Origin of the sequence: Candidatus Phyllobacterium onerii (assembly GCF_028331445.1) — a bacterium.
Classification (GTDB): Bacteria; Pseudomonadota; Alphaproteobacteria; order Rhizobiales; family Rhizobiaceae; genus Phyllobacterium; species Phyllobacterium onerii.
The window spans coordinates 956,811-969,127 of record NZ_JAQMHX010000001.1; the positions used below are offsets into that span (position 1 = coordinate 956,811).

Annotated in this window: 12 protein-coding genes; 9 read left to right on the plus strand and 3 right to left on the minus strand. The window is 55.1% G+C overall.

All coding sequences use genetic code 11. The features are described 5' to 3' along the window. Positions 1 to 2: 2 nt before the first annotated feature. Positions 3 to 518, plus strand: a complete 516-nt coding sequence (gene ldtR / locus PHA01_RS04590; protein WP_114429215.1) for a transcriptional regulator LdtR — start codon at positions 3 to 5, stop codon at positions 516 to 518. Positions 519 to 654: 136 nt separating this feature from the next. On the opposite strand, the gene PHA01_RS04595 is transcribed toward ldtR, so the two are convergent. Next, positions 655 to 1,434 carry a hypothetical protein gene (locus PHA01_RS04595; protein WP_271893652.1) on the minus strand — a complete coding sequence of 260 codons (780 nt, stop codon included), beginning with the start codon at positions 1,432 to 1,434 and terminating at the stop codon, positions 655 to 657. Beyond that, a complete protein-coding gene (locus PHA01_RS04600) occupies positions 1,431 to 2,474 on the minus strand; it encodes a hypothetical protein (protein WP_271893653.1) in 1,044 nt (347 codons plus the stop codon). The genes PHA01_RS04595 and PHA01_RS04600 overlap by 4 nt, the downstream gene beginning before the upstream one ends. A gap of 335 nt (positions 2,475 to 2,809) precedes the next feature. On the opposite strand from PHA01_RS04600, the gene PHA01_RS04605 reads away from it, so the two are divergent. The 8 genes from PHA01_RS04605 (at position 2,810) to PHA01_RS04640 (ending at position 11,654) form a co-directional block, all read left to right on the plus strand. Beyond that, positions 2,810 to 4,090, plus strand: a complete 1,281-nt coding sequence (locus tag PHA01_RS04605) for a L,D-transpeptidase family protein (protein ID WP_271893655.1) — start codon at positions 2,810 to 2,812, stop codon at positions 4,088 to 4,090. Between the two features lie 170 nt (positions 4,091 to 4,260). Next, complete coding sequence (gene glyA / locus PHA01_RS04610; RefSeq protein WP_271893657.1) at positions 4,261 to 5,553, plus strand: serine hydroxymethyltransferase; 1,293 nt, start codon at positions 4,261 to 4,263, stop codon at positions 5,551 to 5,553. Positions 5,554 to 5,699: 146 nt separating this feature from the next. Then, positions 5,700 to 6,182 carry a transcriptional regulator NrdR gene (gene nrdR, locus PHA01_RS04615; protein ID WP_271893658.1) on the plus strand — a complete coding sequence of 161 codons (483 nt, stop codon included), beginning with the start codon at positions 5,700 to 5,702 and terminating at the stop codon, positions 6,180 to 6,182. 5 nt (positions 6,183 to 6,187) lie between these two features. Beyond that, entirely contained in the window at positions 6,188 to 7,285 is a 1,098-nt protein-coding gene (gene ribD / locus PHA01_RS04620; protein WP_271893660.1) for a bifunctional diaminohydroxyphosphoribosylaminopyrimidine deaminase/5-amino-6-(5-phosphoribosylamino)uracil reductase RibD, read from the plus strand. Positions 7,286 to 7,295: 10 nt separating this feature from the next. Next, positions 7,296 to 7,910 carry a riboflavin synthase gene (locus PHA01_RS04625; protein ID WP_271893662.1) on the plus strand — a complete coding sequence of 205 codons (615 nt, stop codon included), beginning with the start codon at positions 7,296 to 7,298 and terminating at the stop codon, positions 7,908 to 7,910. 51 nt (positions 7,911 to 7,961) lie between these two features. Beyond that, entirely contained in the window at positions 7,962 to 8,423 is a 462-nt protein-coding gene (locus PHA01_RS04630; RefSeq protein WP_271893664.1) for a 6,7-dimethyl-8-ribityllumazine synthase, read from the plus strand. 3 nt (positions 8,424 to 8,426) lie between these two features. Next, positions 8,427 to 8,933, plus strand: a complete 507-nt coding sequence (gene nusB / locus PHA01_RS04635) for a transcription antitermination factor NusB (protein ID WP_112530836.1) — start codon at positions 8,427 to 8,429, stop codon at positions 8,931 to 8,933. Positions 8,934 to 9,500: 567 nt separating this feature from the next. After that, positions 9,501 to 11,654, plus strand: a complete 2,154-nt coding sequence (locus PHA01_RS04640; protein ID WP_271893666.1) for a sodium-translocating pyrophosphatase — start codon at positions 9,501 to 9,503, stop codon at positions 11,652 to 11,654. Between the two features lie 55 nt (positions 11,655 to 11,709). On the opposite strand, the gene PHA01_RS04645 is transcribed toward PHA01_RS04640, so the two are convergent. Continuing rightward, positions 11,710 to 12,234: an outer membrane protein assembly factor BamE gene (locus tag PHA01_RS04645; protein ID WP_417020898.1), complete on the minus strand. Its 525-nt coding sequence runs from the start codon at positions 12,232 to 12,234 to the stop codon at positions 11,710 to 11,712. Positions 12,235 to 12,317 lie beyond the last annotated feature (83 nt).

Genomic DNA, 12,317 nt, shown 5'->3' on the forward strand with positions numbered 1-12,317 from the left:
CTATGAACAACACACAGAGAAAGTCTGGTGAGAACCAGCGTTCAACACCAAGTGATACAGCATTGCGTACACTATATCTTGAAGCACTTCAGTTGGTCGAACGGTTACATCGTCGTCTGCTTGATGTGGTCAAGGATGAGTTCGACCGCAATGGCCGCAGCGACATCAACGCCATCCAGGCATTGCTGCTGTTCAACATCGGCAATGCGGAACTGACCGCCGGCGAACTGCGCAGCCGCGGTTATTATCTGGGCTCGAACGTTTCCTACAATCTGAAGAAACTCGTCGAGCTCGGCTTCATCTCCCATGAACGTTCACGCACCGACCGCCGTTCGGTTCGGGTCAGCCTGACCGAAAAGGGAACCGAAGTCGCAGAACTGGTTGCGGGTCTCTACGAGCGCCACGTCGCATCGATCGAACATGTCGGTGGCATCAAGGCGGAAGAATTCCAGTCGATGAACAAGGCACTGCAGCGTCTCGACCGCTTCTGGAACGACTCTATCGCCTACCGCATGTAAGCGCATGCGGCTCCACAGCAAAAGCCCGGCTTCGTGCGGAACGAAGGCGGGCTTTGTTTGTTTAAAGCTCCAGCGGAAACGGCGTTCTTTCCCAAAAATTCTCGATCCCGTACGACTTAACGGATTGCTCTTCCCACTAGTGGAAAATCGCCGCCAAGGAAGCGCGGCCACCTGCAAGTAGAGCTGAATGAAACGTCGGGCTTTGAGCGGTAAGGATTTCGAGTAGCCTTCCGGCAGGATAAACCGGGTTCTGTTCGATGGAATTCCACAATTCCTGCGCCTTATCAAAATGCCCTTCCGCTGCGGCTATCAGCATGCGCTCAAATGTGCTGATTTTAAAAGGAAATTCATCTGCCTGACCGATAGAAGCAGCAAACGCTTCAAAGTCATCGAATGAGCTGACCTTCCTTAGGTTAGGTAGCACGTCTTCTTCGATCATCTCATACATGAAATCGATACTGGCAGGCTTGGTAATATCCCAAGGCACAACTTCCATGCGAACTTCATCATCCCGTTGTACAGGTCTTTCATGGTTTTGGTTGTGATCGGAGATTGCTCTTCTCATGTCCCAGGTTACAGGCATTCTTCCAACGCTACTCTGGTGATTATTGTCATGTTGAACCACTGATTCACCAATGACAGGAAAGCTTTTTAACTTTGAGAGTTCTCTGGGTTCAACATAAAAACCGTAGAGCCGCTCACTGCGTGCATTTTTCCACCGGCCTTGATTCAACAATATGAGATTGACCTCGGCAATTGTAACAAACTCATTTTTGTCACTGCTACGATCAATAAATATGCCCTTCAACATGTGTCGGACTGGTTTGAGGAAGAGAAATCTTCCCATCAAGACCAAATCCGGATTGCGGGCGAGCACGGGCTTAAGTGTTTGGAAAACCTGAGAAGTCGTTGTCATTGTTCTAGGTTCACTTCTACAATGCGTACTTCCGGCATGGTTTCATGACGTCGCCGGACGGATTCGTATATTTCAACAGCACGGGCTAAGCTGATACCCGTTTTGCCAGTTTTGAGATCATAAACGCAAACAGTATTGTTGTAGATCTGGCCCCTGGTGTCGATTCGAATCGAACCTTTTTGACCGTACGTGGCACCCCTCAAATATCGCCTTGAATCATCTCCAACTTCTTCTTTGTATTTAACGTAAGACTCCTCTGCATAGAGCTCAGCAGATGTGCCCGCTGTTTTAACAACTTCCAGTTTCATCTTGTAATGCACGGCCGTTCCCCAGTCTGATGGCGATGTATATTTTACCCTCGGCCCTGCCGCCTTTGCCGCCGTCTGAGCAAGCTCTTGCACCTGGCCAAACTCGGGGCAATATTGTTTTATTTCATCTTTTGTAGCCAGACGCACACCCGATCTGAGCCGCATCTGAATTGGCTTGTTTTCATCGCCGCTTCCCCAATCCTTGGGTCGAAACAATATGATGGGCTGTTGCCGCGGATTGTTCTGTTTGGACAGGCGATTGAAGGTGGCAATACCGCCCTCGAAAGGCAGAGGGCTCGGAAACTCTTCCGGCTTTTTAAATAGTCGAGGCGCTGCCAAGCCGGTCGCTGCCCCTACGCCTGCGCCAGCCGCAAAACCACCGCCGCCACTACCCGCAGTGAGTAGTTCGAACTGGTTCAGTGGACCGCGATTATCCAAATACGCAACCTGGTTGGAAGAACCGCCGTTTTCGTCCGACCATCTCCCACTGGTTTCACCGCTGCCAGCCGGAACTCGCGGCTGATTGGGATCAAAATTTGCGCGAAGCTCCAACGTCTCCAGCAGATCGAGTTGCTCCAGCAGAATCTTCTGCTCGCGTCGAACACAGTCGGGTGCGCGGTAGTCAGACCCGAAGTGTGGAGCTAGCCTCTCCAGCGCAAAAATGACATTGTTTCCAGCGATCTGTGATTTCAGGCGGAGGATTGCGTATTCCGGTGTGTCAAAAATACTCATGAATAAAATCCCTTAAGTAAAGGATCATATTCCTATTATCGGTCGCGGCCCGTCAATTCGTCTTTGGTCGTATTTCGCCAGGTTTTTCGAGATATCGACGCCGAAGAGACCCAGTCATTAATCCGCCATATTGCCGTGGAAATGCCACAACACATATTCAGTGAAGTTCCATAGACAGCCGGAGAGGGCTGGTCGGCATTTGAACCATCACAATTGCGCGATCAGTGCGAATGTTGCTGTTTGTTAAGAGTGTTCCTGATAATTTTCGCGACCGGAGCTGTTTTTCTTTGTAAGCGGCGGGTTGACGGCAGATTTCCAGTTGGGTTGGACAAAATATGAAGAAATTTGGATCATCAGCACTTGATCGCCGCGCCTTTTTGACTGGTGTGGCAACTGCTGGTCTTGCCGCAGTAACAACATCGGCCTTTGCACAGCAGACGGATATTGGCGAAATTCTTGCCGCTCCGCGTCGCGGTAACTGGGATGACCAGTTTGATGCCCGCTCGACGACCCGTGCTAAAGTCGCCGGCTTCCAGCCGATCGCAAGCCGGGAGACGGTTTCCTTCACCGAGAGTGCGATCAATACATACAATCAGATTGTCAGCGGCGGCGGCTGGCCCACAGTGCAGCCGACAGTAAAGTTGCAGCTCGGCGTTGTTGATCCTTCCGTTCCTGCCATGCGCAAGCGCCTGATGATTTCCGGTGATCTTGCCGAAACAGCCGGCTTATCGAATTCTTTCGACACATATGTCGATGCCGCAGTGAAGCGTTTTCAGTCGCGTCACGGTCTCCCGGCCGATGGCGTCATGGGGCAATATTCGCTCGCTGCAATGAATGTTCCGGCCGATATTCGCCTTGGCCAGTTGCACACCAACCTCGAACGCCTGCGCAAGCTTGCCAGCGACGATCAGGGCCCGCGCTACGTCATGGTCAACATTCCGGCAGCGCAGATCGAAGCCGTCGAGGCTGGCCGTGTCGCCCAGCGCCACACAGCCATCGTCGGCAAGATCGATCGCCAGACGCCAATTCTCGACTCCAAGATTCAGGAAGTCATCCTCAATCCTTACTGGACGGCGCCAAAGTCGATTATCCAGAAGGATATCATTCCGCTGATGCGCAAGGATCCGACCTATCTGACGCGCAACAAGATCAGGCTGTTCAACGAGCAGACACGCGAGGAAATTGCGCCGGAGACTGTAGATTGGAACACTGACGATGCGGTCAAGCTGATGTTCCGCCAGGACCCGGGCAAGATCAACGCCATGTCCTCGACGAAGATCAACTTCCCGAATCAATATGCGGTTTATATGCACGACACGCCGCAACAGGGCATTTTCAACAAGCTTATGCGCTTCGACTCTTCGGGCTGCGTGCGTGTCCAGAATGTTCGCGACCTGAACGTCTGGCTGTTGCGCGACACGCCGGGCTGGGATCGCCAGACGATGGAAGCGACGATCAAGACTGGCGTCAATACGCCGATTGCAGTCACCAATCCGGTGCCTTTGCATTTTGTTTATGTCAGCGCCTGGTCAACCGGCGATGGCGTGGTCCACCTGCGTGACGACATCTATGAGATGGACGGACAGGCCGCCCTGTCGATCGGAACGAACACCTGATCAATACCGCCATATGCCTAACAAAAAGACCGCCTTCGGGCGGTCTTTTTGTTAGGGCGGTTTCGGGCTATTGCTTTTCGCGTACCGGCCATTGGCCTTGGGTAATTAAGTATGATAATGCGCCGCAATTACCTATGAATTCCCCACCGGCAAATGAGGGTCCTGTCACCATGTCGAATGCAGATTCATTTTTCAACGCATCGCTCGAAGAAATCGATCCGGAGATTTTCAGCTCCATCCGCAAGGAACTTGGCCGTCAGCGCCATGAGATCGAGCTGATCGCATCGGAAAACATCGTGTCGCGCGCGGTGCTGGAAGCACAGGGCTCGATCATGACCAACAAATATGCCGAGGGCTATCCGGGCAAGCGCTATTACGGCGGCTGCCAGTTCGTCGACATTGCCGAAGAACTGGCGATCGAGCGTGCCAAGCAGCTGTTTGGCTGCGAATTTGCCAATGTCCAGCCGAATTCCGGCAGCCAGATGAACCAGGCGGTCTTTCTGGCCCTGCTACAACCGGGCGACACGTTCATGGGTCTCGATCTCAATTCAGGAGGCCACCTTACCCACGGTTCGCCAGTCAACATGTCCGGTAAATGGTTCAAGGTCGTCTCCTATGGCGTACGACAGGACGATCACCTCCTCGACATGGATGCGATTGAGAAACAAGCGCGTGAGACCAGGCCAAAATTGATCCTCGCCGGCGGCACCGCCTATTCGCGCATCTGGGATTGGAAGCGTTTTCGCGAAATCGCAGATAGCGTCGGCGCTTATCTTATGGTCGATATGGCGCATATCGCTGGTCTCGTTGCTGCTGGCGTGCACCCGTCTCCCGTCCCGCATGCGCACGTCGTCACCACGACGACACACAAATCGTTGCGCGGACCGCGCGGTGGCATGATCCTCAGCAATGACCCGGAGATCGCCAAGAAGATGAATTCGGCCGTGTTCCCCGGGCTTCAGGGTGGCCCGCTCATGCATGTCATCGCTGCGAAGGCCGTTGCATTCGGTGAAGCGTTGAAGCCGGAATTCAAGACCTATGCCCAGAATGTCGCCGCCAACGCGAAAACGCTGGCCGAGACATTGAAGAAGAACGGCCTAGATATTGTCTCCGGCGGCACCGATAATCATCTGATGCTGGTCGATTTGCGCCCGAAGAATGCAACCGGCAAACGTGCCGAAGCAGCACTCGGACGGGCCAACATCACCTGCAACAAGAACGGCATCCCGTTCGATCCGGAAAAGCCTTTCGTTACGTCCGGCGTTCGCCTCGGCACACCGGCCGGAACGACACGTGGTTTCGGTGCGGCAGAATTCACCGAAATCGGCGATCTGATCTCAGAAGTTCTGGACGGCCTGAAAGTGGCCAATTCCGACGAGGGGAATGCAGCGGTAGAAAAAGCGGTTCAGCAGAAGGTCGTTACGCTGACGGACCGCTTCCCGCTCTATCCATACCTTGGATAATACTGTGGCAACAATCTCCCCGGCAGCGGGGAGATTGTTCTCCTACGTCTATTGGTTGACAGTTCGTATCGCAGGAACGCTTTAATCTCGCACCGAAAGACACTATCTTTGCAGCGATTTTAGAATCGTGTTCAGAGAGCTCATCGATGCGTTGTCCCTATTGCCAGTCCGAAGATACTCAGGTGAAAGACTCCCGCCCTGCGGAAGATGGTGCCGTAATCAGGCGCCGGCGTGTCTGTCCCGATTGCGGTGGACGTTTCACCACCTTCGAACGCGTGCAATTGCGTGACCTTTCCGTCGTCAAGAAAAACGGCCGCAAGGTTGCTTTCGATCGCGACAAGCTGATGCGTTCGGTCGAAATCGCATTGCGCAAGCGGCAGGTCGATCCCGAGCGAGTGGAACGCGCCGTATCCGGCATCGTTCGCCAGCTGGAAAGCTCCGGCGAGCCGGAGGTCAGCTCCGATGAGATTGGCCGGCTGGTGATGGACGCGCTGAAGGGCATCGACGATATTGCCTATATCCGCTTTGCTTCGGTTTATCGCAATTTCCGCGAGGCCAAGGACTTCCACGATGTCATCGATGAGATTACAGCCGGTGACATAGCAGCCGAGCCTGTCAAGGACGAATGAGTCCGATGACTGTTTCCGAACTTGATCGCCGCTACATGGCAGCGGCCATTCGCTTGTCACGCAGTCATCAGGGGCTGACTGGAACAAATCCCTCCGTCGCGACACTGATCGTCAAGGACGGCGTGATTCTCGGCCGCGGCGTTACCGCCATAGGTGGGCGCCCGCATGCGGAAACACAGGCTCTGCTCGAAGCTGGCGAGAAAGCCCGCGGCGCCACAGCCTACGTGACATTGGAGCCGTGTGCCCACCACGGCAGGACTCCCCCTTGCGCCAATGCGCTGGTAACGGCTGGTGTGATCCGGGTGGTCTCGGCTGCAAGCGATCCCGACGAACGCGTGGCTGGCAAAGGTTATGCCATCTTGCGCGCTGCCGGCATCGACGTTGAGGAAAATGTGCTCCGGGCAGAAGCCGCCGATTATTTGGCCGGTTACCTGATTCGATCTTCGAAAAAACGCCCTGAAGTGACTCTAAAGATTGCGCTTTCGAGCGACGGATTCATCGGCACCAAGGGGCATGGACAGGTTGAGATCACCGGTCCGGTATCTCGCGCGCAGGTTCACCTCATGCGCGCCGAGTCCGATGCAATCCTGGTCGGTATCGGAACGGTTCTTGCCGACGATCCGCTGCTGACGTGTCGCTTGCCGGGCCTGGAACACCGTTCGCCCATCCGCATTGTGCTCGATAGCCGGCTTCGTTTACCGCTCGATAGCTCCCTGGTCAGAACTGCTGGCACTGTTCCAGTTTGGATCGCCGCCAATGCCGAAGCCGATCCGGTCAAACGTCAGGCATTGGAAGCCGCTGGTTGCCGCATCCTCGCGACCGAAACCGATTGCGGCGCGACCGCACTGCCGGAATTGCTGGACGATCTTGCGGCACAGGGCGTCGCAACGTTGATGGTTGAAGGTGGTGCGACCGTCGCCGGCTCGTTCCTGCAGGAAGATCTGGTGGATCGTCTGGCTCTCTTCGAAGGTCCGTCTGCAATTGGTAGTGAAGGCGGGGTTGTAGTACCTGCACTGCAATCCCATATGGCTCGTGGTTTCAACCTGTCACATGAATATCGCTTCGGTGAAGACCGCTACAGCGAATATGTCAGACCTCTCTAGGGAATCGCGGATGTTTACGGGAATTGTAACGGATATTGGCAGGATAGGTCAGGTGAAGCCGCTCAATGAAGGCGTGCTGCTGCGCGTCGAGACCAATTACGACCCGGAAACGATCGAGATCGGTGCATCGATTTCATGCTCCGGCGTTTGCCTCACCGTAACGACCCTTCCCGAAAGAGGCTCCAATGCGCGCTGGTTTGAGGCCGAAGCCTGGGAAGAAGCGCTGCGACTCACCACCATATCCGGCTGGAAGACAGGAACACGCATCAATCTCGAGCGCTCGCTCAAACTCGGTGACGAGATGGGCGGCCATCTTGTATCCGGTCATATCGACGCGATGGCGGAAATCATCAAGCGTGAGGACGAGGGCGATGCGGTTCGTTTCACACTGCGTGTTCCCGGGCAACTTGCACGGTTCATTGCACAAAAGGGTTCCGTCGCGCTTGATGGTACGTCGCTAACGGTCAACGGTGTCAATGGCAACGAGTTCGATGTTCTCCTCATTCGTCATTCGCTGGAAGTGACCACTTGGGGCGATCGCAAGGTTGGCGACAGGGTCAATATCGAGATAGATCAGATGGCGCGATACGCTGCACGGCTTGCAGAATATCCGAAATCAGCCTAGGACCTGAACCAACGCGGAAATCATCCGCAACCAGTTTCCCTTGGAGCTATCATGTCGAAAAAAAAGGCGCGTGCGCCACATCTGTTGATCGTGGAAGCGCGATTCTATGAAGATTTGTCGGATGCCCTCCTGAATGGTGCAAAATTGGCCCTCGATGAAGCCAATGCCACCTATGATGTTGTTACCGTTCCCGGCGCACTCGAGGTGCCAGCTGTCATTTCCTTTGCCCTTGATGGTGCGGAGGATGGCGGGACCGAGTATGATGGTTATGTGGCGCTGGGCACGGTCATCCGCGGCGAGACCTATCATTTTGATATCGTCGCCAATGAATCCTGTCGCGCGCTGATGGACCTCGCTGTCGAGGAAAGCATCGCCATCGGCAATGGCATCCTGACTGTCGAAAATGAAGAGCAGGCATGGGTGCGCGCACGGCGTGAGGACAAGGACAAAGGTGGCTTTGCGGCACGCGCTGCATTGACCATGATTGCCCTCAAGGACAAGCTCGGAGCCTGATCGATGCCTTCTCCAAAAGACGAGCAAAGCCCCCTCGTGAAGACCGCGAATAAACGTGGCGTTGCTCGGCTGGCCGCAGTCCAAGCCCTCTATCAGATGGATGTAGCGGGTACAGGCGTGCTTGAGGTCGTAGCTGAATACGAGGAACACCGTCTCGGCAAGGAAGTAGACGGCAAGCAATATCTCGATGCCGACCCGCAATGGTTTCGCGCCATTGTCTCAGGCGTCGTTGCCGATCAGACTACGCTGGATCCAATGATCCGTCAGGCTCTGACCGAAGACTGGCCGCTATCACGCCTTGATTCGACGCTGCGTGCGATCCTGCGGGCCGGCATATGGGAACTGAAGAACAAGGCTGATGTCCCAACGGCTGTCATCGTGTCGGAATATGTCGACATCGCCAAGGCGTTTTATTCGGAAGAAGAACCAAAGCTGGTCAATGCTGTTCTGGATCGGCTTGCTTTTGAACTTCGCGGTGAGAGCAAGGGTGTTAAAGGCCCCCGGCGCTAATGGCGGTCGCGGGGATTTTCCTTAGCGTTCCTGTCGATTATATAGAGACCAACAAGCCCAAAGATCAGAGCCGAGATAGGCATCGCAAGAAGCCAAAGCGTTTGAAACGTGGTCATGATCTCATCCTCTTAAGGACAACACTCGCGATATAATGTAGGGCGAAAGCAGCCAGAATACAGATGGTGCTGGTAAACAGCAACAGCGGCCTCGGACTTGTCGAGCCATTGAAACTTGAAATCAACGGGGCCAAACCTCGTACTGCAAAAACCGCTACTCCCAACCCGTTCAAAAATGTTGCAAACAATTTGATACGTTCGTTGTAAATAACCTCCACAGGCAGACCTTTATCGCTATCCGCCTCCATTTATGCCGCTCGACTCCCGTTCTGCCTAGCCCTACTTTCGTCTTGCGTTTCGCTAAGATGCGAAAGACCTTGACGTTTTCACATTTGCTTCGCTACTCCTTACACATACGGTCGCGTTTCTGCCGGCCTGGCGGATTTCTTTGTGTGCCGTACCGAACGTGACCCGGGGAGGGGTTTTTCCGGTCAAAATCTGAGGGAGTGGCATGACAATACTGTTTTTGGTCATTGCCTGCGGTCTGCTGTCTATTGTCTACGCGTTTCTAGCCACCAAATCGGTGCTCGCGGCGGACCAAGGCAATGCGCGCATGCAAGAAATCGCCGGTGCAATTCGTGAAGGCGCACAGGCATATCTCACACGTCAGTACACCACGATCGCCATCGTCGGCGTCGTCGTCTTCCTTGCAGTCTGGTTTCTGCTTACCGGAACGGCTGCGATCGGCTTTCTGATTGGCGCAGTGCTGTCAGGGCTTGCCGGTTTCATCGGCATGCACGTTTCTGTCCGTGCCAATGTCCGCACGGCACAGGCCGCATCTCGCAGTCTTGCCGCGGGGCTTGAAATCGCTTTCAAGTCAGGCGCCATCACTGGCATGCTGGTGGCAGGTCTCGCCTTGCTCGGCGTGTCCGTCTACTACTGGATTCTGACTGGACCAATGGGTTATGCGCCCGCCGATCGCACTGTGATCGACGCGCTTGTCTCACTCGGTTTCGGCGCCTCCCTTATTTCCATTTTTGCGCGTCTCGGCGGTGGTATCTTTACAAAGGGTGCCGACGTTGGTGGTGATCTTGTTGGCAAGGTCGAGGCTGGTATCCCTGAAGACGACCCCCGCAACCCTGCAACGATCGCCGATAATGTCGGAGACAATGTCGGCGATTGCGCCGGCATGGCAGCCGATTTGTTCGAGACTTATGCGGTGACGATTGTCGCCACCATGGTTCTCGGTGCAATCTTTTTTGCCGCAACGCCCGTCCTCAGTGCGGTCATGCTCTACCCATTGGCGATCTGCGGTGCCTGCATCATCACCTCCATCGCCGGCACGTTCTTCGTCAAGCTTGGCGCTAACAATTCCATCATGGGTGCTCTCTACAAGGGGCTGATCGTGACGGGGCTTCTGTCGATCCTCGGCCTTGCGGCGGCAACTTCCGCAACGGTCGGCTGGGGTGAGATTGGCACAGTCGATGGTCAGTTGATCACCGGAAGGAACCTGTTTTTCTGCGGAATACTCGGTCTGGTGGTGACGGCGCTGATCGTGGTCATCACCGAGTATTATACTGGCACCAATAAGCGCCCGGTCAATTCAATCGCGCAGGCTTCGGTTACCGGTCATGGAACCAACGTGATCCAGGGACTTGCGGTCTCGCTCGAATCGACCGCCTTGCCAGCTCTTGTCATTGTCGGTGGCATCATCTGGACCTATCAGCTCGCGGGTTTGTTCGGCACTGGCATCGCAGTCACAGCGATGCTCGGTATCGCCGGTATGATCGTGGCGCTCGACGCCTTCGGACCTGTCACTGACAATGCCGGCGGTATTGCCGAAATGGCGGGTCTCGATCCGGAAGTGCGCAAGTCTACCGATGCGCTCGATGCGGTGGGTAACACGACAAAGGCGGTCACCAAGGGCTATGCGATCGGTTCTGCCGGTCTGGGCGCATTGGTGCTGTTCGCCGCTTATTCGAACGACCTGAAGTTCTTCATAGCGGAGGCCGATAAGGCCGGCGCGACGGCGTTTTCCTACTTCAAAGGCATTGGTGCCGTCAACTTTGAGCTGTCCAACCCTTACGTGGTTGCCGGTCTCATCTTCGGTGGCCTTATCCCCTATCTCTTCGGCGGTATTGCAATGACGGCGGTTGGTCGCGCTGCAGGCTCCGTGGTGGAGGAGGTACGCCGCCAGTTCCGCGAAAAGCCAGGCATCATGCAGGGAACGGAACGGCCAGACTATGCGAGGGCGGTGGACATTCTCACCCGCGCTGCGATCAAGGAAATGGTTGTTCCTTCGCTCCTGCCTGTGCTGGCACCGCTTGTCGTCTATTTCGGCGTGCTGCTGATTTCGGGCTCAAAGGCTTCTGCCTTCGCGGCTCTCGGTGCTTCACTCCTTGGCGTTATCATCAATGGCATCTTCGTTGCCATTTCGATGACGTCAGGCGGAGGCGCTTGGGACAACGCAAAGAAATCCTTCGAAGACGGCTTCGTTGACAAGGATGGAAAGCGCCACATGAAGGGGTCGGAAGCGCACAAGGCGTCGGTAACGGGCGATACTGTTGGCGATCCTTACAAGGATACGGCGGGCCCCGCCGTCAATCCAGCGATCAAGATCACAAACATCGTTGCATTGCTGCTTTTGGCCGTGCTTGCACACTGATTGCTGATACTTGCCCAACAAAAACCCGCGGAACATGTTTCGCGGGTTTTTGTTTTTAAGGATTGTCCGGAGCGCCTCCGGTGGGCGTGCCACTGGCGGAGGGCATTGACGGGGTTTTGCCTACACCTTGCAGCAACTGGCCAAGGAACGAAAGATCCCTGCCGCCGGTCGGCGTGGTACGGGAAATGAAGTCGAATACCTTGCCATCCTGCAATCCATAATTGGAGACGCTGGTAACTTTGCTGTCCTTGTCGAAATAGACGGCCAGGATGCGGCGTTCCTTGACCTTGGGCTGCATGAAGGCGACGCTGCGATGGGCTTTTTGCGAGATGTAGTAGAAAACCTCGTTGTCGAATGTCGCCGTTGTCGACGGACTGCCCAGCGACAGGATCACCTGCTCGCGGCTGGAGCCCACGGGAACGAACTCCAGTGCCTTGTCGTCAATGACATAGCCTTGGGTTAATGTCTCCGATGGATTGAGGTTGGCAGTATTGCAGCCCGCGAGCCCCGTAGCCAATAAAAAGGTTCCGGCGAGAAGGTATTCCCTTGAACAACCGGTCTTGAAAATCCGCTGCAGCAACGACATCTCCATTTCAATCTGGGCGCAAGTCTTTCGCTGCCCGCAGAACTTCGGTAAACCACCTTGAAGTCCGATGCAACACG

Bases quoted from the DNA above. Each gene is read 5' to 3' on its own strand.
- PHA01_RS04640 (WP_271893666.1), top strand. From the start codon at position 9,501: ATGACAATACTGTTTTTGGTCATTGCCTGCGGTCTGCTGTCTATTGTC.
- glyA (WP_271893657.1), top strand. From the start codon at position 4,261: ATGTCGAATGCAGATTCATTTTTCAACGCATCGCTCGAAGAAATCGAT.
- nusB (WP_112530836.1), top strand. From the start codon at position 8,427: ATGCCTTCTCCAAAAGACGAGCAAAGCCCCCTCGTGAAGACCGCGAAT.
- PHA01_RS04625 (WP_271893662.1), top strand. From the start codon at position 7,296: ATGTTTACGGGAATTGTAACGGATATTGGCAGGATAGGTCAGGTGAAG.
- ldtR (WP_114429215.1), top strand. From the start codon at position 3: ATGAACAACACACAGAGAAAGTCTGGTGAGAACCAGCGTTCAACACCA.
- PHA01_RS04605 (WP_271893655.1), top strand. From the start codon at position 2,810: ATGAAGAAATTTGGATCATCAGCACTTGATCGCCGCGCCTTTTTGACT.
- ribD (WP_271893660.1), top strand. From the start codon at position 6,188: ATGACTGTTTCCGAACTTGATCGCCGCTACATGGCAGCGGCCATTCGC.
- PHA01_RS04630 (WP_271893664.1), top strand. From the start codon at position 7,962: ATGTCGAAAAAAAAGGCGCGTGCGCCACATCTGTTGATCGTGGAAGCG.
- PHA01_RS04595 (WP_271893652.1), bottom strand. From the start codon at position 1,434: ATGACAACGACTTCTCAGGTTTTCCAAACACTTAAGCCCGTGCTCGCC.
- PHA01_RS04600 (WP_271893653.1), bottom strand. From the start codon at position 2,474: ATGAGTATTTTTGACACACCGGAATACGCAATCCTCCGCCTGAAATCA.
- nrdR (WP_271893658.1), top strand. From the start codon at position 5,700: ATGCGTTGTCCCTATTGCCAGTCCGAAGATACTCAGGTGAAAGACTCC.